Genomic DNA, 20,133 nt, shown 5'->3' with positions numbered 1-20,133 from the left:
GCAGGCGAGGTAAGGCGCCGGCCCGGTCCGGTCAACGGCACGAAATGAAGCAGCTGTTTCGCACCCAGCCGGTTCGCACCCAGCCGGGGGATCGGCCCTCGAACCATAGCGTCATCCGGAACGTCCTCCCCCTGTTCCTTCGGCCGAGCTCAGGCCGAGGTTTCATCTGCAACGGCTGGACGAAGCCCGGTCTTATGCCCGGCTCTTCGCCGCGATCTCGTAGACGTCGCGCGACAGGTCGGGCGCCGCCAGGATCCGGTCCAGCTCGGCCTTCATCGCCGCCTGCCGGCCGGGCTCGTGCCGCTGCCAGCGGCCGAGCGGCACCAGGATGCGCGCCGCCAGCTGCGGGTTCGGCCCGTTCAGCGCCAGCACCTGGTCGGCCAGGAAGGCGTAGCCGGAGCCGTCCGCGGCGTGGAAGTGCAGCGGGTTGCCCATCGCCAGGCTGGAGATCAGCGCCCGCGCCCGGTTCGGGTTGCGCAGGGTGAAGGCCGGGTGCCGGGTCAGCGCCCTGATCGCGTCGAGCGTGCCGGGCAAGGCGGAGGTCGCCTGCAGCGCGAACCATTTGTCGACGACCAATGGTTCGTCCTGCCACTTGGTGTAGAACGCCTCCAGCGCCTCGGCCCGTTCCGGGATATCGCGGTCGCGCAGCACGGTCAGGGCGGCCAGCACGTCGGTCATGGTGCCGCCGGTCCGCGCCTGGGCAAGGATCAGCCCGGTCGCCTCTGCATCGCCCGGCAGCAGGCCGAGATACCCCAGGCAGGAATTCTTCAGCGCTCGCCGGCCGACCGCGGCGGCGGAAACGTCGAACGGTCCCTTGTCGTCATTGGCCTTGTACAAGGCCAGCAGCCGGTCGCGCAGCGCCGTGGCGATGGCCAGCCGCGCCGCCTCGCGCACCGCATGGATGCCCTCGACATCGATCAGCGCCATCTGGTCGGCCAGGAAGGATTCGCTCGGCAGCGCCATCGCCTCGGCAATGAAGGCGGCGTCCAGCGCCGGGTCGTCCAGCAGCCGGCCGACGGCGGCGACGAAATCCGGGTCCAGCCGCCAGTCCCGCCCGGCCTTGCGGGCGGCGACGCCCTCCAGCAGCAGCTGCGTCGCCAGCTGCTGGCCGGCTTCCCAGCGGTTGAACGGGTCGCTGTCATGGGCGAACAGGAAGGCCAGCCGCTGCCGCGGCTGCGGCGCCAGCTTGACCGGGGCGGAGAAGCCGCGGAACAGCGACGGCACCGGCCGCGCGGCCAGCCCCTCGAAGACGAAGCGCTGGCGCGCCTCGGTCAGCGACAGCACGCGGGTGCCGGGCGCGGCCTCCGCCTCGCCGGCCAGCCGCACCGGCAGATCGCGGCCCTCGGCGTCGAGCAAGCCGAGCGCGACCGGGATGTGCAGCGGCTGCTTGTCCGGCTGGCCGGGCGTCGGCGCGGTCGACTGCGCCAGGGTCAGGCTGTAGCGGCCGTCGGCCCAGTCCTCCTCGACCGCGATCTCCGGCGTGCCGGCCTGGGAATACCAGCGGCGGAACAGCGTCAGGTCAACGCTGCCGGCATCCTCCATCGCCGCGACGAAGTTCTCGCAGGTCGCGGCCTCGCCGTCATGGCGCTCGACATACAGGTCGATGCCCTTCCGGTACCCCTCCGGCCCCAGCAGGGTGTGGATCATGCGGATGACCTCCGCGCCCTTCTCGTACACCGTCGGTGTGTAGAAGTTGTTGATCTCGATATAGCTCTCCGGCCGGATCGGATGGGCGATCGGGCCGGCGTCCTCAGGGAACTGGATGGCGCGCAGGCGGCGGACATCGGCGATGCGCTGCACCGGCCGGCTGTTCAGGTCGGCCGAGAACTCCTGGTCGCGGAAGACGGTCAGGCCCTCCTTCAGCGACAGCTGGAACCAGTCGCGGCAGGTGATGCGGTTGCCGGTCCAGTTGTGGAAATACTCGTGCGCCACCACGGATTCGACGCGCTGGAAGTCGCCGTCGGTGGCGGTCTCGCGGCTGGCCAGGACCAGGGCTGTGTTGAAGATGTTGAGGCCCTTGTTCTCCATCGCCCCCATGTTGAAGTCGGAGACGGCGACGATCATGAACAGGTCGAGGTCGTATTCGAAGCCGTAGGCCCGCTCGTCCCAGGCCATCGACGCCTTCAGCGACCGCATGGCGTGGCCGACCTTGGTCTCGTCGCCGCGGCGGGTGAAGATCTTGAGGTCGATCGGCCGCCCGGACCGGGTGGTGAAGCTGTCCTCGACCGCGATCAGGTCGCCGGCCACCAGGGCGAACAGATAGGACGGCTTGGGGAACGGATCCTCCCACTTCGCCCAGTGCCGGCCGCCCTCGGCCTCGCCGGTGCCCACCGGGTTGCCGTTCGACAGCAGCACCGGGACCTTCGCCTTGTCGGCGACGATGGTGGTGGTGTAGCGGGCCAGCACGTCCGGCCGGTCGAGGTAGTAGGTGATGTGGCGGAAGCCCTCGGCCTCGCATTGGGTGCAGAAATTGCCGCCGGAGGTGTAGAGCCCCTGCAGCGAGGTGTTGGTCTGCGGCTCGATCTCGGTGGTGATCTCAAGGGTGAAGGACTGGGGCAGGCCGGGCAGGGTCAGGTGCTCGGCATCGACCGAATAGCGGTTGTTGCCCAGCGCCTCGCCATCCAGCGCGACGCCGGCCAGCTTCAGACCCTGGCCGTCCAGCACCAGCGGCGCCGCCGGGTCGGAGGTCGCCGGGTTGCGCCGCATGGTCAGGCGCGAGGTCACCGTCGCCCCGTTCTCGCGCAGGTCGAAATGCAGGTCGACCGCGTCGATCAGGAAATCGGGCAGGCGGTAGTCGGCGAGGCGGACGGTGCGCGGGGCGCTGGTGGAATCGGTCATGGTCTCGATCGATCGCTGAAGCGGTTGATCCCGTTCTAAAGGGTTCCGGCCGCCGGCGGAAGGATGGGTGCGCGCGGAACCCTCCGCCCGGTCCCCGACGACGTCGTGCCATGAGCCGACTGTCACGCGGTGCCGGAACGTTTGGCATTGCCGGGGGATCGATTTTAAAGTATATGAAATTATTCATAATAGTGATCTATCCGGTGACGGCGGCGCGGCGCCAGGCCAACCGATAGACTTGCCGGATTTGACAGGGGAAGCGTTCATGGAGCCGATTGTCGATGGCGTCCTCGATCTCAGCGGCCGTGCCAATGGAATTCGAGCTTTTTACCAATATTATCCCGATTATCGACAGGAGTATTTTACGGTAGCTAATATCGGAAGCTCGGGTGGTGAGATTGTATCGAATATAGCGACTTGCCATACGATTTTCGGCACCAATTTCGATGATCTAATTAATATCAGATATGATGATCTGACGGTTCAAAATCTTTGGGGGCTGGAGGGGAACGATAGGCTTGCGGGCGCGAATTTGGCCGACCGGTTGGACGGCGGTGTTGGTGATGACATTCTTGGCGGAAATGGCGGTGCCGACATCCTGATCGGTGGAGCCGGCATCGACACGGCCTCCTTCTTTTCCGACTACAACCCTGATCGCGAGGTAACGGTCAACCTCGTGGCCGGGACCAGCAGCGTCGGCGACACGCTGATCGGCATCGAAAACGTCATCGGCAGCCAGTTCGGCGATACGCTGATCGGCGATGCGGGAAATAACGAGCTCGACGGGGCGGCGGGCCGCGACACGGTCTCAGGCGGCGCCGGTAACGATGTCCTGATCGGAAGCCAGGATGCCGACCGCCTCGACGGCGGCGCCGGCATCGACACCGTCGACTATCGATATTTCCTCGCGGTGACCGTGAACCTGGCCACCGGAACCGGACCCGACGGCGACGTCCTGATCGGCATCGAGAATGTACGTGGCGCCAACTTCAACGATGCTCTGACTGGCAATGCCGGGACCAACACGCTGTGGGGACTGGCCGGAGACGACCTGCTCACGGGTGGTGCCGGGGCGGATCGGCTCGATGGCGGTGCTGGCACCGACCGGGCCGAATACGGGGCCTCCGCGGCCGGAGTGACGGTCAACCTCGCCACCGGCATGGGCAGCGGCGGCGACGCGGCCGGGGATACGCTGAGCGGCATCGAACTGGTCAGCGGTTCCGCCTTCAGCGATGCCCTGACCGGCGACGGCGGTGCCAACACGCTATCGGGCCGAAGCGGCGATGACCAGCTCTCCGGCAATGCCGGCAATGATGCTCTCTGGGGCGGGAACGGTACCGACAGCCTGGCGGGCGGCGACGGCAACGATACGCTCGTCGGCGGCGCCGGCGCGGATGTGTTGAACGGGGGCATCGGCATCGACACCGCGAACTACGCCGATGCCCTGGCGGGAGTGGCTCTCGGGCTCGGCGTCGGTGGCGGCACGAGCGGCGATGCGGCGGGCGATAGCTTTGCCGGCATCGAGCAGGTCGTGGGTTCGGCGTTCGGCGATACGATCGCCGGCGATGCCGGGGCCAACGGTCTGTGGGGTATAGCCGGGTCGGATCGCCTGTCCGGCGCCGGCGGCGCCGACTGGCTCGACGGCGGCGACGGCGACGACTGGCTGGTCGGCGGCGTCGGGGCGGACGTCCTGACCGGCGGCAACGGCAACGATGTCGCGATCTATGACACCTCCGGCGCTGCGGTGACGATCAACCTGGCCACCGGCGCCAAAAGCGGCGGCGATGCCGCCGGCGACGGCTTCGTCGGCATAGAAGGGGTGGTTGGAACAGCCTTCGCCGACACCCTCACCGGCGATGCCGGCTCCAACATGCTGAATGGCGGTGCCGGCAACGACGTCCTCGCCGGTGGTGCCGGCAACGACACGCTCTTCGGCGGCGCCGGCGTCGATCGGCTGGACGGCGGCGCCGGGACCGACATGGCGGATTACGACGCCGATCCCGCCCGCAACGCCACCGGCGTGGCGATCAATCTCGGCGCCGGGACCGCGTCCGGCGGCAACGCCCAGGGCGATGTCCTGTCCGGCATCGAGACGGTCGGCGGCACCGCCTATGCCGACATGCTGACCGGCGATGCCGGAGCCAACACTCTCTGGGGCCGCGCCGGAAACGACGGGCTCGTCGGCGGGCTCGGCGACGATGCGCTCTATGGCGAGGCGGGCACCGACACGCTGCGCGGCGGCGACGGCAATGACAGCCTCGTCGGCGGCGCCGGCGCCGACATCCTGGACGGCGGTAGCGGCATCGACGTCGTCAATTTTGCGAACGCCTCCGGCGCCGTGCGGCTGAGCCTCGGCACAGGGGTCGGCACCGCCGGCGATGCCGCGGGCGACACGCTGACCGGCGTCGAGAACGTCCAGGGCTCAGCCTTTGCCGACACAGTCGGGGGCAATGCCGGCGCCAACACGCTGTGGGGCCTGGGCGGCGCCGACACTCTCATGGGGGCCGGCGGCAACGACGCCCTCAAGGGTGGCGACGGCAATGATGGCATGGTCGGTGGTTCCGGAGCTGACGTCCTGACCGGCGGGGCCGGCGGGGACTGGTTCATGTATGGCGCGGTGGGCGACAGCACCGTCGCGGCGGCGGGCCGGGACACGATCTCCGATTTTTGGAACCCGGACCGCGACCGGATCGACCTTTCCGTCATCGATGCCGACGGCAACTCCGGCAACGGCAACACCGCCTTCACCTTCCTCGGGGCCAATGTCTTCACCGGTGCAGGGCATGAGGTGCGGGTGATGGTGAGCGGCAGCGTTCAGTCGGTGCTGGTCGACATCAACGGTGACAAGGCCGCCGACATGCAGATCGATGTCGTCAACGCCTTTACGCTGGTCCGCACCGACTTCGTTCTTTGACGCCGCAGGCCGGGCGAGGGGTCGGCCCTCGCCCCGCTTTCAGCCGAAGAAGCCGGTCCGGTGCACCACCGCGGCCGAGACCCGGCGCACCAGGCCGTAGAGCTGCCGCATCGGGCGGAAGATCCGCTCGTTCTCGAACTGGTAGTTCTGGCTCTCATCCGAGCGGTAGGTCGCGGTCTCGCCGAAATCGGCCACGGCGATGGTGTCCTCGGTCAGCGGGAAGATCTCCTCCAGCGAGGTCACCGCCGGCAGCACGTCGAGATGCAGGACCCGGGCGATCACCTGCTTCAGGGTCAGGTTGTGCCGGCTGGAGAATTCCGGAATCCGCATCGCCAGCAGGAAGATCTCCTGGATCAGCGCCAAGCGCACCGCGTGCAGCACGGCCAGTGCGTCGCGGCTGGCGGCGTCGACATGCGGCGACTGCTCGGCGATGCTTTCCAGCCCCTCGCGCAGCAGGATGAAGTCTTTGTGCAGGGCGCGGAACACCCGGCTCTGCCGCTCATACACCGGCATCGGCTCGAGATGGCCGGACAGGGCCACCATCCGGTCCGCCTGCTCGCGGTCGCCGGTGGCGGCGGCGCGGGTGATCCAGGATCCGGGGTCGAGCGCGTCGATATAGGATCTCATCGCCGCCGGGTTGCTGGCCGAGGCGCCGTAGGTGACGATGCCGATCAACTGCCGGAACCGCGGCGAGGCGGCGTAGAGCTCGCGGAACCGCTCCGGGTCCTTGGCGATGGCGGCGCCGGCGCCGCCGACGCTGTTGGCCATGAGGCCCAGCTGCATCAGGATCGCGTTGTGCGGGATCGCGCGCAGCTGCGACGGCATGGCGTGGTCCAGCTCGCTCGGGTCCTCGTGCTGCCGCTTGGTGGCGCGGCTGCCGGAGGGGAACAGGAGGTTCGGGCCCAGCGCCTGCAGCAGCACGCCGTAGTCGCGGCTCTCCATCAGCCGGACCTGGAACTCCTTCACCGTGGTGAAGAACTCGCGGATATAGGAGGCTTCGTCATAGAACGGGTCGTCCGCCACCTTGCCGTCCTGGGTGCCGTCGACCTCGGCCAGGATGTGCTCGAGGATGCGGGTGACCACGGCATAGGCCATGTCGGGATGGGCGAAGTAGAGATAGCCATCGCCGCCCTGGAAGCTGACCTCCTGCTTGAAACCGACGCCCTGGCTGGCCATGAAGGCGCGGGTCGCCGGCGGGTCGACATAGGACAGCCGGTCGGCGATGCCGCCCGGATGGCAGCCGCGGCCGATCGACTCGCCATGGGTGTCGAAGATCAAGAGCTGCACGTCCGGCAGCCCGGCCTTGGCGATCACCCGGATCAGCCTGAGGCGCAGCCGCTCGATTGAGGCGCCAGCCGGTGTCTGGCCGAGATAGCGGCCGGCGTCGGAGTATCCGGTCTGGACGCAGACGCGGCCGCGGCGTTGGACATAGGCGCGATAGTGCGGGTTCTCCAGCAGCTGCTCGATGATCCGGCTGCCATTTTCCAGCGCCTTCTCGGTCTCGAACAGCGGCGAGATGTCGACCATGCCGTCGACCCCGAACAGCCGGGCGTAGTACAGGGCGGTCAGGCAGGTCAGGGCACTCTCGCTCTCGGCGATCAGGAAGCGGATCGGCGCCGAGCGGTCGTTGTATTTCAGCATCTGCGCCAGCAGCATGAACAGGCGCTTGACCGAGGTGCGCTCCGACAACAGCGAGCCGAAATTGACCGTCATCGGCTCGACCGCGTCGAGCAGCGCGTTCAGCCGGTCGAGATAGGATTGCCGGTAGCGCGGATCGTTCGGGTCGGACACCATCCCGACCGCCTTGCGGATGGCATTGTGCACCTGGGTGGCGTTGATCCGCACATGGCTGTGGGCGGCACCCAGCCCATGCGTCGCCAGCTCGGCCCGCAGCAGGCAGAAGCGGCGCGACAAATCGGGGTCGTCGGTGCGCTCCAGCGCCCGGTCGACGATCGCGATCAGGCTGGCGGATTCGGTCAGGCGCAGCGCCTGGCCGGCATGGATGCGCTGGCTGATGACGCGAATCTGCTCGCGCCCGGCGGCCGAGCCGGGATCGGCCACGGCGAAGGCGGCGACCTCGTCCCGGATCTGGGCGATGGCCAGCGCCACCCGGCTCTCCAGCAGGTCCAGCGTTTCCATGAGGTCGGCGGCGCCGCGCGGCACCCCGGACCGGATCGCCCGCACCTCGGACAAATAGTGGTCGAGCTGGGCCGCCTGGACCAGCAGGCGCTTGTGCAGCGTGTCGGTCCAGCGGATGTCGGAGCGGCCGTCGAGGTCGTAGCCGACCCAGGAGGCCAGCGTGACCAGCCGCGGCGTCAGGCTGCGCCAATCCTCGGGAAAGGCGTCGCGGGCGACGTCCAGCAGGATGCCCCAGGCCCGGCCCAGCGCGGCGCGGGCATTGGCGATGGCGTCGAGCGACAGGGCGTGCTCGCGCGCCAGGCTCAGATCCTCGTCCGGCCGGTGCTCGACCGCGGCGGCGCGGGCCAGCAGGGCAGTCCGGGCCTCGTCGCTCAGCGGCGTGCCGTCGGGGCTGCGGCCGACCGCCAGCACCGCCAGGTCGGCCATCAGGGCGCCGGACAGGTTGAAGGTCGGATGGGCGGTGAAGACGGCACCGAAGGCCTCGCTCTCGACCCGGCGGCGGAAGGCGGCGAAGGGCACGGTCTTGCCCTTGGCGTCCTTCGCCAGGCGCAGGAACAGGGCGCGCAGCGTCGCGTCATTGGCCTCGGGCCCGGTCTCGCCGAGATACCGGCCGAGCCGGGCGGCGCGGTGGCTGAAGCCCTCGGTCGTCAGATGGCCGATCAGCTCCTCGATGTCGCGATAACCCAGCTTGCCGTCGGCCAGGCGCCGCGACAGCTCCAGCGCCAGATGCTGGATCGGGTTGGCGAAGGGGTCCTCGCGCTGGGATTTCTCGTAGCGCTTCAGCAGCTGCGTCAGCTCGCGGGCGAGGGGTGTCGTCCGATCCTCCGGCCGAGGCGTGGCTGGGCGCGTATCCGGCATGGTGCCTCCCCGTGCGGCAGCCGCGATGCTGCAACTGCGTTAAGCATCCATGTTGCGCTGCGAAGGGCTTGTCAATCGCTTTGGCGAAGGAAATCCGACGGGAAACGACAGAACCGAAAGTGGCCGGTCCTGAGCAAGCGCCGGCACTCCAGCCGGAGTCCATAAAATCCAATGTGTTTCGGCTGGATCTTGAAGCAGAAAAAGAAGTGGCCCCGACGCGGGGGGAAGCGTCGGGGCCGTTCTTAAGCCTGGTCGATCCGCTCGGAGGGGAGGGAGCGTTCGGCCTGGCTGACGGCTAAATCGATCCCATCGGAGGATCTTGGCGATGGCTGGGGGGACGAGCCATCGCCGGCCGCCCTATGGATTTGGTAGCGAATTCAAAATTGTCAAGCAACCGAAGGCGGGGTTCGGAGCTGCGACGGGCCGTCGCAACGCATGGCTTCAATGCGCATCCGCATGGTCCTCGGCGTGGCCGCGGTCGATCAGGTCGTAGCCCCGCTTCAGCGCCGCGCCGGCGCCGATGATGCTGACGGCGAACACGCCCAGCCCGACCCGGTACAACTCGGGCGAGGTCGCCGCGATCAGCCCGACCACGGCCAGGAGGCCGAGCAGGAAGGTCACCACGAAGCAGGAGTCCGGCTCGCTCGGCAGGAAGGCGCCGCTCGGCCGGTTCTCGCGGGCGTCGAAATGCTGCTTGATCAGCAGCATGACGACGCCGATGCAGGCGACGAACAGAGCGATGCCAAGCACATACAGGTCGTTGCTCTGCGCCCGGGCGGCGCTGATCAGCCCGAGCAGGGCGATGATGGCGGCCGCGGTGGCCGCGTTCAGGCGTCTCATGGTCCGTGTGGTCCGATCGTCTCGCGGGCTGGGCCCCAATATCGATAGGACCTCGCCCGGCGGCAAGACGGAGTGCAAGGCGGCGACAAAAAAACCTCCCCGCCGGAGCGGGGAGGTTCGTGCTGCTTCTCAGAAGCCTGAACCGTCATTGCGAGGAGGCGAAGCGGACGAAACAATCCATGTCGCCGCTCTTGCGCCCCCGAATTGCTTCCCCCGGCTCAAGGCCGGGGTCGCAATGAGGAATTGTCAGGCAGTTACGCGTACTTTCTGAACCTCAAACTCCGATCTTGCCGCCGCCCTGCTTGGTGATCACCACCACCGAGGGGCGCGGCGGCACGCCGTCCTGGAAGTCCGGCCAGCGGGTCGACGGATCGGCGAAGGTGCTGGGGCGGCCGAATTCCGGCCATTCCTTGCCGCCTTCGCCCGGATGCTGCACCGCGACGAAGAAGGTGGCCAGGTCGGGGGTGATCTTCGGGCCGCACATCTCGGCGCCGACCGGGACGCGGAAGAACAGCTTGCCGGTGCCGCGGGCCTCGCCCTCGGTCTCAAGCCCCCAGATGCCGTCGGCGCGACCGCTGTATTTGAAGTTGTTGCCGTCGGTGGCGACCCACAGCCGGCCGTCGGCGTCGATCTCGCAATTGTCGGGCGACCCGAACCAGCCGTTCTTGCTGGTGCCGGGGTGGAAGGTGGCGCCGACCGCGGCGACGCTCGGGTCGCCGCACTTCACCAGCAGGTCCCAGGCGGCGGCGGTGGCGGTGTGGTCGCCATCGGCCGGGGTGATCTCGACGATGTGGCCGAACTTGTTCTCCGGCCGCGGATTGGCGGCGTCGACCTGCTCGGCCTTGCGCTTGTCGTTGTTGGTCAGGATGACATAGACCTTGCCGTTCACCGGGTTCGGCTGCACGTCCTCCGGCCGGTCCATCTTGGTGGCGCCCAGCAGATCGGCGGCTCGGCGGGTCTCGATCAGCACGTCGGCCTGGCTCTTGAAGCCGTTGGCCTCGGTCAGCGGGCCCTGGCCGAACACCACCGGCATCCAGGCGACCTTGCCGTCGGCGTCGAACTTGGCGACGTACAGCGTGCCCTGGTCCAGCAGGTCCATGTTCGCCTTGCGGTCGTTCAGGTTGAACGTGCCGGCGGTGACGAACTTGTACAGGTAGTCGAAGCGCTGGTCGTCGCCCATGTAGACGACGACGCGGCCGTCCTTGGCGACGATGCTCTCGGCGCCTTCATGCTTGAAGCGGCCCAGCGCGGTGCGCTTCTTCGGGGTCGAGGTCGGGTCGGTCGGGTCGATCTCGACGATCCAGCCGAAGCGGTTCGCCTCGTTCGGCTCCTTGACCACATCGAAGCGGTCATGGTGCAGGCTCCAGCCGTACTCCGCCTCGCCCATGCCGTAGCGCTTGTAGTTGCGGGCTTCCGGATGGTCGTCCTTCAGCTCGCCGCCGAAATAGCCGTTGAAGTTCTCCTCGGCGTGCACCGTGGTGCCCCAGGGGGTGGTGCCGCCGGCGCAGTTGTTGATGGTGCCGATCACCTTGGTGCCGGTCTTGTCGGCCGAGGTCTTCAGCCGGTCATGGCCGGCGGCCGGGCCGGTGACCAGGAACTCGGTCGAAAGCGCGGTGATACGGCGGCCATAGGCGCTGTCGGGCACCACGGCCCATTTGCCGTCGGCGCCGCGCTTGATCTCGATCACAGACTGGCCGTGCGCGGCCATCTCGATGTCGACCTGCTCCTTGCTCTGCTGCGACAGCTCGAACTCGCCCTTGGCGTCGGCGAGGCCGGGGAACATGATCGCGGCGTCGGTGTATTCGTGGTTCACCACCAGTAGGCCGTGGTCGCTCGAGGTCGAGCCCAGCGGCAGCGGCACATAGCCGATATAGTCGTTGTTGTAGCCGAACTGCTTCTCCTGCGCCGCGGCAGTCTGCTTCTGCACGTCGAAGGCGGGCGCGCCCTTCACCACCGGGTCGCCCCAACGGATCAGGATGTCGGCGTCGTAGCCCTTGGCCACATGGTGCTTGGCGTCGACGCCGGCTTCGAGCTCCTCGAACACGTAGCGCGAGGCGGAGGCGGCCTGGGCCGGGCGGCTGTTCGACAGGAACGCCGCCGGCCCCACCACCGCGCTGATCGCCGAGACGGCCAGGGCGCCGCGCAGCATGCCGCGCCGGCCGAAGCGGGCATTGACGATGTCGCCCATGGTCGGGTTGTCGGAAGCGTTGCTGCTGCGGTCGTCCTGCTGCTCGTAGCGCTGAACGCGCGAAAGGGTGGAATCCTGGTCCATCTCGGTCCCCTCTGGGCTGGCTGCCGTGGCGGCGGGCTTCGAATCCGGGGCGGACCTTACCGATCTGTAATGTTTGATTTGCTGCAGTTTGATGACGGTTCGATGAACGTCAGGGAAGCGGTGCGAGGCGGCGGCTGCGGCTGCGGCCTACTCCTGGACGGCGCAGGTGGGGCCGACCCGCATGATCAGCGGCTGGCTCTTGAGCCCGGCCGAGCCACTGGCCGCGGCCAGGGTGAAGCGGCAGGTATGGGCCGTCGGGTTCAGGACCGCCGTGACGGCGACCCGGGGGCCGGCGGGCGGGTCGAGCACGACATGCGTGCTGGCGACCGCCGGGGCGTCGTAGCCGGTCACCACGCCGCTGACCACGGTATGGGACGCGACATAGTACTGCCGGCCCTCGCGCAGCACCGAGGTCAGGATGACCGAGCCGGTGCGGATGGCGGAGGCTGTCGGGGCGGCGCTGGCGCCGGCATCGGCGTCGAGCAGGTGGATCGCGCCCGGGTCCGGTCCGGGCACCGTCACCTTCCATTCGCCCGCCGGGAAGCGGCCGTCGACGCAGGATCCCTGCTCGTCGCAGAAATCATCCACCGGCACGGCGCCGGCCACGGTGGTGGCGGCGCCGGACAGCCGCCGCACCAGCAGCGCCGACCCGCCGACCACGGCGCGGGCGCGGTCGCCGCCGGGGCCCTGGACGAAGGTCCCGGGCGAGCGGAAGCGCAGCAGCAGCGGGTTCGGCGTCTGGTTCCATGCCGGGTTGGTGCGGACGAGGTCGCGCACCAGCACCGAGGCGCCGGTCGGGCCGGGCAGCAGCACCAGGTCGCGCCGTGTGCCCCAGACGATCTCGGAGGCATTGCCCTGGAAGCGGAACTGGCCAGTATAGGCGCATTGCGTCGCCGAGACGCCCGTGGATGCGCTGGACCCGGCGAACAGGAAGCGCGTGGTCAGGGCCAGCGGCAGCACATCGGGCGGGTTCTCCTCGCCCCAGCTGCCCTGGCTCGGCCGGTAGTCGGCGGCGAAATGCGGCTGGCTCATGGTCGGCGCGTTGCCGGTCAGCGTCGACAGCGACCCGTAGGGTGAGGGGTCGACCACAAGTGCATCGGCGCCGCGCGACAGCACGATGTTGCCGGCGTTGAGCTGCTGATGCGCGCTGATCAGGCCGCGGCACTGGCCGACCATCCAGACCGCGCCCGGGCCGAAGCCGCTGCGGGCGTAGAAATTGCCGGCGCCCGCGGCCAGCCAGCCGGGTGGCAGGACGGTGCGGTCGATCGGCTGGGCCGTCACCGGTTCCGCCGCCGCCAGCGCCTGGAACAGCAAGGTGAAGTCGCCATTGGCCGGGGGCGCCGACAGGGCCAGGCGGTTCAGCTCGGCCTTGGCCTGGGCCTTGTCCAGCGCGGCGGCCGGGCCGGCCAGCACGGCGTAGAGGGGCAGGGGATTGGCGTCCAGGGTCGGCGCCGGGTCGTCGGTGTCGCCGCCGACGAACATCCGGTCGTCCGGCGTCAGCCCGTAGACATAGCGATAGAGCGACTGGTGCAGCCATGGACCGATCCAGGGCTGGGCGACGCCGCGCTCGGTCATGGCCCGGCCGGCCAGGGCATAGGAGAGCACCGACAGCGGCCCGTACTGCCAGCCCTCGGCCCAGTCGCCGCCCGGCAGCGGCTGGCGCGCGCCCATGCCGCCGGCCATCACCTGGGTCCACATGGTGTTGGTGACGTAGCTCCACAGCGCGGTGCCGCTGCCCGGGCTGGCGGCGTCCATGGCGTCGGCATGGCCGATCGCGATCAGGGTGACCGCCAGCACGTGGCCGGCATGGTAGTTCGACCCGGCCTCGGCCCGCTGATAGGTGTCCGGGTCCTGGTGGAAGGCGATCCACTGGGCGAAGCGGGTGGCCGCCTTGGCCCGCAGCGCCGGGCTCAGGTCGTTGTACAGCCAGTCGTAGCCGAGGGCGCCCCAGGCGCCGTTGGTGCGCATCGAATAGCCCGAATCGCGCGCGGCGATGCCGAACGGCGTGGCCGGGCCCGTCAGGTCCGGATAACGCGGCCCGTTGGCGTCGCCGATCGTGTCCGCATCGTCCAGCAGCGCCTGCCAGTACTTGATTGCGGTGTCGCGGTGCAGGCTCGATCCTGTGGCGGCACGGGCTACCAGGCAGGAATCGAGCGCCTCGACCCAGCGGAAGCTCTGGTACTGGCCGCTGGCGTAGCTCGCGGGATTCAACCGGGCGTCGGTGCATTTGGCAATGGCGCGGGCCACCGGGCTGCCGGGTACGGATTGCGCCGCCTGCCAGCTGGCGACCACCTGCGGCGTCAGCCAGATGCGGGGATGCGGGCCGGTCGGGACCGCGGCGAAAGCGGGCAGGGACAGCGCCAGCAGCAGCGGCAGCAAGATCGCAACGATCCGTCGAAATCCGGGCATGGTGGTCCTCAATGGTCGCACTATGCAGCGATGAAAATGGTGTCCCGGCCTGGCTCGATGCTCAGGGGGCGACCTTGCGGCCGCCATGGCCGGGTCGTCTCTCTAGGAATGTTTGATCGGTCCGCGACTGAATGGGATGATCTGCCCACAGAATGACGGCCGGTTGTGGCGAAATTCGGACGGGCCGATCGGATTCAGGGATCCGGCGGCGCCAGCGCGGCCAGAACCGCGCCGATCGCACCGTCATCGTCCGCCAGCGGGCACAGCAGCGCCGGCCGGCCGCCGAGCCGGGCCTCGACCGGCCGGGCTGCGGCGAACATCCGGGCGATGGCGGCCTCGGCCTCCGGCCCGCCCAGCGGCGTCCGGTCCAGCGGCTGGTCGCCCGGATTGCCGCCCAGCGTCTCCTTCACCGCGGTGCCGGCCCACAGCACCCGCGCCGGGCCGGACAGGTCGAGCATCAGCAGATGCGGCAGCAACGGCATGATCTCGACCGGGCTCAGCCCGTCGCGATGCGGCGGCCGCCCGCCCTCGGCGCGGCCGTCCCACCAGCCCTGCAGCCGGTCGAACAAGGCGGTGGTCATCGGCTCAGAGCGTCGCCAGGGCGTCGCGGAAGGTGGCGGCATCGACATTGCCGCCGGAGCAGACGATGACGACGCTGCGAATGTCGTCCGGGATCCGCCGCTCCAGCGTCGCCGCCAGGCCGATGGCGCCGCCCGGCTCGACCACCAGCTTCAGCGTGTCGAAGGCCACGGCCATGGCCCGCAGCACCGCGTCGTCCGGGGCGGTGACGCCGCCCGACAGCGTCTCGCGCGCGATCGAGAAGGTGATCTCGCCCGGGGTGGGGGATTGCAGCGCGTCGCAGATCGACCGCGCCGCAGGGTCGTTCTTCACGCGCTCTCCGGCGGCCAGCGACCGCCGCATATCGTCCAGCGCCTCCGGCTCGGCCGCATAGATCCGCGTGCCCGGCAGCCGCGCCTTCACCGCCACCGAGATGCCGGAGACCAGGCCGCCGCCGCTGCAGCCGACCAGCACCGCGTCCGGGCGCACGCCCAGCTCGGCGCATTGCTCGGCGATCTCCAGGCCGATCGTGCCCTGGCCGGCGATGATGCCGGGGTCGTCATAGGGCTTCACCAGAGTGGCGCCGGTCTCGGCCTGGATCTTCGCCGCCACCACCTCGCGGTCCTCGCCGAAGCGGTCATAGGCCACGACGGTGGCGCCGTAGGATTCGGTGTTGCGCCGCTTGATCGCCGGGGCGTCGGCCGGCATCACGATCGTGGCCCTGATGCCGAACAGCCGGGCCGCCGCCGCCACGCCCTGGGCATGGTTGCCGCTGGAGAAGGCGACCACGCCGCGGACCCGGTCCGCCTCCGGGATCATGGCGATCCGGTTGTAGGCGCCGCGGAACTTGAAGGACCCGGTGCGCTGCAGCGGTTCGGCCTTGACCAGCACCTCGCGCCCGGCCCGGGCGTCGAGCAGCGGCGAACGCAGGAGCGGCGTGCGCACGGCTTGGCCGCGCAGGCGGTCGGCGGCAGCCTCGATATCGGTGACGGAGACGATCATTGTTTTTTCTCAGCCAGTTACCGACGGAATTTAAATCAGAGCATTAACTTTTGCTGTCATTGCCGGGCTTGACCCGGCAATCCGGAGGATGTCGACGCCGTCTGGATGCCCGGGTCAAGCCCGGGCATGACAAAAGAGGGAATGGCAGACATTCCCTTGCTTGCTCAAGGGGCAGTCCCGCCGTGTCGCCGAATATCCCCGATCCGAATTTCATGAACGGATTTATGCCGGTTACGTCCAGGACAGCTGGTCCCTGGGAAGGCGCCCGGTCGGATCGAACACGACGATGCGGGCCGGCAGCTCGGGACCCCAGCGCCACAGGATCAGGTTGCAGTTGGCCTCGGTCGCATGGGGCACGAAGCTCGGCGCCAGCATGCCGACGAAGCCATCCGCCTCGAGCCGCTCCGCGACCAGCCAGGACGGTGCGTCCCCGCCATCGCGCAGATGGCGCAGCCAAGCGCAGCCCAGTTCCGCCAGCGTGATGCCATGGTGATCGCGCCCGGCGCCGTCCCTCAGATCCGCGACGGGTTCGCAGTCGACATCGTACTCGCACATCGTCAGCGGCAGCAGCCGTTGGGTCAGGCCCTGGGTGCACTCGCCGATCGAGGTCATGACGTCGAGCGACAGATAAAGGGTCGGCCTGCCTTTTCGGTTGAACCGGCCTCCGGTCTTCGCGGCTCCCGCGCCTGAAAGCGGCGAGAAGGACCATGTCGGGTCGTGGCCGCGATAGCAGCGGCCGGTGAACCTCAAGCGTATCCCCCGAGCGCCAGGTGATCGAGATAGTCCCTGACCGCGCCGGCCTCGCCGGCCTTGACCAGCGCTTCCGGCGTTCGCCCATCCAGCGCGGGGATCGGCTGCGATCGATACCAGGCCATCGCCTGGGTTTCGCCGCCGGCCCATTCGCGAATCCGCGAGACGATCTCCAGCATTTCGAGCATGCGCGACTGGGTGCGGGGAGCCGTGCGGCGCTCGGCCTTGCTCACGGTCGCTGCAGCGAGGCCGACCGTCTCGGCAAGCTGCCCCTTGGTCATGCGGAAGGCATCGGCGACGCGATCGACGTCGATGATACCGGCCTCGTCGATGAAGACCGTGACGAAACCCGCGCCGGCAAACGCCATCCCGCCTATGCCCGGGTCAGACGCGCTTTTTCGGGCGGGGGTGTCTTGTCTCGTCCGGCTGCCCGCTGTCGGCCTCGTCATGTCCCAATCTCCGACCCGGATCTGGACATAAGATAGGACAGCCAGGGGCGAACTTCAATGTTGCCGAGGAAGGGACATCCACGGCCCCGCATCAGCCTCAGCGCAGCAGATCCGCCTCCAGCGCCCCGGCCTGCGGCGCCTCGCCCAGGCGCAGGCGGTAGACTTGCGCGTTCTCCAGCACGCGCTGGACGTAGCTGCGCGTCTCCGGCAGCGGGATGGATTCGATCCAGTCCACCACCTGCTCCGGAGTCTTCGACGGCGTCGGCGCCCAGGTGTCGACCCGGCCGAAGCCGGCATTGTAGGCGGCGATGGCCCGCGGCCAGTTGCCGTCATAGCGCTTGATCAGATCGGCCAGGTAGCGGCTGCCGAGGCGGAGATTGTGCACCGGGTCGCCGCTGAGCATGCCGGTGGTGTGGTCGATGCCGAGCGACTGGGCGACGTCGCGGGCGGTGCCGGGCCTGAGCTGCATCAGCCCGATCGCCCCGGCGCTGGAGACGGCGGTGCTGTTGAACTCGCTCTCCTGTCGCGCCAAGCCCAGCACCAGGGCCGGCGGCAGGCCGCTCAGGTCGTCCGGCAGCGGCACCAGCGGATAGGCGGCGTCCACCACCGTGAGACCCTCGCGCGCCGCGGCCTTGCCGGCGCGGACGGCGACGAAGGGGTACTGCATCGACGTCGCCAGCGCCGCCAGCAGCCGGTTCTTCTCCGGCGTGTCGGCGTCGACCATCAGCTTGCGGAGGAACAGGTCGGCCCGGTCGCGCTGGCCGACGGCGTCGAGCAGCCGGGCGGCGCGGGCCAGGTCGCCGCCATAAGCGTCGACCGCCTGGGTGCTGGGCGTCGCCGACACCGGCAGGGCGGCAATGCTGGGCTGGTCGAGCTTGTCGGCGGCGAGCTGGCCGTAAAAGGTCAGCGTCTGCTTCGCCGCCGTCCGGTACCAGTCCGCCGCCTTCTGCTTGTGGCCGGCCGCCTCATGCGCCCGCCCGGCCCAATAGGCGCCGCGGGCCAGGCTGATCGGCATAGAGACGTCGCCGTACAGCTTCTCGAAATGCTCGACGGCGTCGTCCGGGCGGTCGAGGAAGCGCAGCGCCAGCCAGCCGGCGAGGAAGTCCTTCTCGGCCCGGTCCACCGGGTCGCTCTGCTCGCGCGCCGTGACCAGCTGATAGGCCTTGCGATACGACTGCTCGTCGAACAGGCGGCGGGCGATGATGTGCCGCTCCAGCCACCAGTCCCTGGCATGGGCCGAGGTCTTCGGCTGCTGGCCCAGCATCTCGATGGCGCCGGCCTCGTCGTCGTTGCGGCGGCGCCAGCGGGTGCGCTCGTACAGGACGCCCTCGTCCTGCAGCAGCTTCGCCGGCAGGGCCCGCACCGCGGCCGAGGCGTCCGGCGTGCGCGCCATCAGCTTCAGCCGGGCATCGGCGAGGAGGCGCCGATCGCCGGCGACGCGGGGCAGCATGCGGCGGGCCTCGTCCGTCCGCTCGGCCCAGAGCAGGGCGTCGAGCCGCGCCCAGTGGTCGTCGGCGCTCAGCAGGTTGCCGAAGCGCCCCAGGAACTCGCTCTCCTGCCCGGCGGTCAGGGCGATGCCGCGCCAGGTGTCGCGGGCCCAAATCGGGGCGCGGATCGGGTCGTTGGCCTGCAGCGCCGCGCCGAAATGCAGCACGCCCTCGGCGGTCAGCGGGGCGAAGGCGTCGAACCAGGCCACCACCGCGTCGGCCGGCAGCCCGTCCGGCATCGCCCGTTCGGCGCGGCGGCGCAGGGCCTGGACGTTCGGCCAGTCCGGGTTGCGGACGATGAAGGCGGCCAGCTCCTCGAAGCCGGCGGTGCTGTCCGGGCGCGACAGGTCGGCCCAGGTCGCCAGCCGGCCGATCAGGGTGCTGGCCATCTGGGTCTCGACCGTCCGCACCACGTCCCAGGCGTTGCGGTCGACGGCGAAGAACAGGGCCTGCGCCGCCTTGATCTCGGCCGGCGTGGCCGGCTGCGCCAGGGCCGGGGCGGCGCTGACGAGCAGCAGAGCGGCGGCCGCGGCCAGAGCCCTGCGCTTGCCGGCCCGCACCACAGCCGCTATGACACTGCGTTCACCACCCCAACGCCCACGGAAGCTTCCATGTTCAAGGGATCGATCGTCGCCCTGATTACGCCGTTCACCGAGAGCGGGGTGGACGACAAAGCCTTCCAGGGCTTCGTCGACTGGCAGATCCGCGAGGGCACCCAGGGCGTCGTGCCCTGCGGCACCACCGGCGAGTCCCCGACCTTGAGCCACCCCGAGCACGAACGGGTGGTCGAGCTGTGCGTCGAGGTGGCGAAGGGCCGCGTCCCGGTGATCGCCGGCACCGGCTCGAACTCGACCGAGGAGGCGATCTCCCTGACCCGGCACGCGCAGAAGGCCGGCGCGGACGCCGCGCTGGTCGTCACGCCCTACTACAACAAGCCGACGCAGGAAGGTCTCTACCAGCATTACAGGGCCATCCATGACGCGGTCGATCTGCCGATCGTGATCTACAACATCCCGGGCCGCAGCATCGTCGACATGTCGATCGACACCATGGCCCGCCTGGCCGAGCTGCCGCGCATCGTCGGGGTCAAGGACGCGACCGCCGACCTGGTGCGGCCGCTGGCGACGCGGCTGCGGATCGGTCCCGAGTTCTGCCAGCTTTCGGGCGAGGATGCCACTGCCACGGCATTCCTGGCGCAGGGTGGTCATGGCTGCATCTCGGTCACTGCCAACGTCGCGCCGCGGCTCTGCGCCGAAATGCACGCCGCCTGGGCCGAGGGCAACCTGAAGCGGATGGAGGCACTGCGCGACCTGCTGATGCCGCTGCACCGGGCGCTGTTCCTGGAGACCAGCCCGGGTCCGGTGAAGTACGGCGCCAAGTTGCTCGGCCTGTCCGACGACCGGGTCCGGCTGCCGCTGGTGCCGCCGGGCGAGGCGACGCGGACGGCGATGCGCGAGGCGATGGTCTTCGCCGGCCTGATCAACTAACCGGAGCACACCCAGAATCATGGCACGGCGCAGCCGGCATTTCTCACACTCCCTGTGCCCTGCGCCATCGTCCCATGCCGGCAGGGCAGGAGGGCGGTGCAGCGCGATGCAGCGCATCGCGCAAGCCGTT

At 69.3% G+C, this 20,133-nt stretch carries 12 protein-coding genes; 2 read left to right on the top strand and 10 right to left on the bottom strand.

Annotated elements, in window-relative coordinates; genetic code table 11:
* Positions 1-192 precede the first annotated feature (192 nt).
* On the bottom strand, positions 193-2,838 hold the full coding sequence (pepN, locus tag FFK22_RS20000; RefSeq protein ID WP_138891171.1) for an aminopeptidase N: 2,646 nt from the start codon (positions 2,836-2,838) through the stop codon (positions 193-195).
* 265 nt (positions 2,839-3,103) lie between these two features.
* On the opposite strand from pepN, the gene FFK22_RS19995 reads away from it, so the two are divergent.
* Complete coding sequence (locus FFK22_RS19995) at positions 3,104-5,752, top strand: hypothetical protein (RefSeq protein WP_138891170.1); 2,649 nt, start codon at positions 3,104-3,106, stop codon at positions 5,750-5,752.
* Between the two features lie 39 nt (positions 5,753-5,791).
* Here FFK22_RS19995 and FFK22_RS19990 read toward each other — a convergent pair whose 3' ends face one another.
* From FFK22_RS19990 to FFK22_RS19950, 9 genes are all read right to left on the bottom strand, one after another.
* Entirely contained in the window at positions 5,792-8,749 is a 2,958-nt protein-coding gene (locus FFK22_RS19990; protein WP_138891169.1) for a phosphoenolpyruvate carboxylase, read from the bottom strand.
* A gap of 441 nt (positions 8,750-9,190) precedes the next feature.
* Complete coding sequence (locus tag FFK22_RS19985; RefSeq protein WP_138891168.1) at positions 9,191-9,589, bottom strand: hypothetical protein; 399 nt, start codon at positions 9,587-9,589, stop codon at positions 9,191-9,193.
* 274 nt (positions 9,590-9,863) lie between these two features.
* Positions 9,864-11,861, bottom strand: a complete 1,998-nt coding sequence (locus tag FFK22_RS19980; RefSeq protein WP_138891167.1) for a PhoX family phosphatase — start codon at positions 11,859-11,861, stop codon at positions 9,864-9,866.
* A gap of 147 nt (positions 11,862-12,008) precedes the next feature.
* On the bottom strand, positions 12,009-14,270 hold the full coding sequence (locus tag FFK22_RS19975; protein ID WP_138891166.1) for a hypothetical protein: 2,262 nt from the start codon (positions 14,268-14,270) through the stop codon (positions 12,009-12,011).
* 194 nt (positions 14,271-14,464) lie between these two features.
* Positions 14,465-14,851 carry a hypothetical protein gene (locus FFK22_RS19970; protein ID WP_138891165.1) on the bottom strand — a complete coding sequence of 129 codons (387 nt, stop codon included), beginning with the start codon at positions 14,849-14,851 and terminating at the stop codon, positions 14,465-14,467.
* Between the two features lie 4 nt (positions 14,852-14,855).
* Complete coding sequence (locus tag FFK22_RS19965) at positions 14,856-15,830, bottom strand: threonine/serine dehydratase (protein WP_138891164.1); 975 nt, start codon at positions 15,828-15,830, stop codon at positions 14,856-14,858.
* A 231-nt stretch (positions 15,831-16,061) separates the two neighbouring features.
* The gene (locus tag FFK22_RS19960) at positions 16,062-16,580 is read right to left on the bottom strand and encodes an RES family NAD+ phosphorylase (protein ID WP_138891163.1); all 519 of its coding nucleotides are present in this window, start codon (positions 16,578-16,580) and stop codon (positions 16,062-16,064) included.
* Positions 16,577-16,948, bottom strand: coding sequence for an antitoxin Xre/MbcA/ParS toxin-binding domain-containing protein (locus FFK22_RS19955; RefSeq protein ID WP_138891162.1), 372 nt, complete (start codon positions 16,946-16,948; stop codon positions 16,577-16,579). The genes FFK22_RS19960 and FFK22_RS19955 overlap by 4 nt, the downstream gene beginning before the upstream one ends.
* A 178-nt stretch (positions 16,949-17,126) precedes the next feature.
* Positions 17,127-19,076 (bottom strand): lytic transglycosylase domain-containing protein, encoded by a 1,950-nt coding sequence (locus FFK22_RS19950; protein WP_138891161.1) that lies wholly within the window; start codon positions 19,074-19,076, stop codon positions 17,127-17,129.
* A 51-nt stretch (positions 19,077-19,127) separates the two neighbouring features.
* Between FFK22_RS19950 and dapA the strand changes: the two genes are divergently transcribed.
* Complete coding sequence (gene dapA / locus FFK22_RS19945) at positions 19,128-20,003, top strand: 4-hydroxy-tetrahydrodipicolinate synthase (protein WP_138891160.1); 876 nt, start codon at positions 19,128-19,130, stop codon at positions 20,001-20,003.
* The last annotated feature ends 130 nt before the right edge of the window (positions 20,004-20,133 follow it).

This window comes from Mycobacterium sp. KBS0706 (assembly GCF_005938675.2).
In the GTDB taxonomy this organism is placed as follows: Bacteria; Pseudomonadota; Alphaproteobacteria; order DSM-16000; family Inquilinaceae; genus Inquilinus.
The sequence above is the reverse complement of the archived record's forward strand: the minus strand, read 5'-3'. Positions and strand labels throughout refer to the sequence as shown.

Excerpts from the sequence above, each read along its gene's own strand:
- pepN (WP_138891171.1), bottom strand. The coding sequence starts at position 2,838 with ATGACCGATTCCACCAGCGCCCCGCGCACCGTCCGCCTCGCCGACTAC.
- FFK22_RS19995 (WP_138891170.1), top strand. The coding sequence starts at position 3,104 with ATGGAGCCGATTGTCGATGGCGTCCTCGATCTCAGCGGCCGTGCCAAT.
- FFK22_RS19990 (WP_138891169.1), bottom strand. The coding sequence starts at position 8,749 with ATGCCGGATACGCGCCCAGCCACGCCTCGGCCGGAGGATCGGACGACA.
- FFK22_RS19985 (WP_138891168.1), bottom strand. The coding sequence starts at position 9,589 with ATGAGACGCCTGAACGCGGCCACCGCGGCCGCCATCATCGCCCTGCTC.
- FFK22_RS19980 (WP_138891167.1), bottom strand. The coding sequence starts at position 11,861 with ATGGACCAGGATTCCACCCTTTCGCGCGTTCAGCGCTACGAGCAGCAG.
- FFK22_RS19975 (WP_138891166.1), bottom strand. The coding sequence starts at position 14,270 with ATGCCCGGATTTCGACGGATCGTTGCGATCTTGCTGCCGCTGCTGCTG.
- FFK22_RS19970 (WP_138891165.1), bottom strand. The coding sequence starts at position 14,851 with ATGACCACCGCCTTGTTCGACCGGCTGCAGGGCTGGTGGGACGGCCGC.
- FFK22_RS19965 (WP_138891164.1), bottom strand. The coding sequence starts at position 15,830 with ATGATCGTCTCCGTCACCGATATCGAGGCTGCCGCCGACCGCCTGCGC.
- FFK22_RS19955 (WP_138891162.1), bottom strand. The coding sequence starts at position 16,948 with ATGGCGTTTGCCGGCGCGGGTTTCGTCACGGTCTTCATCGACGAGGCC.
- dapA (WP_138891160.1), top strand. The coding sequence starts at position 19,128 with ATGTTCAAGGGATCGATCGTCGCCCTGATTACGCCGTTCACCGAGAGC.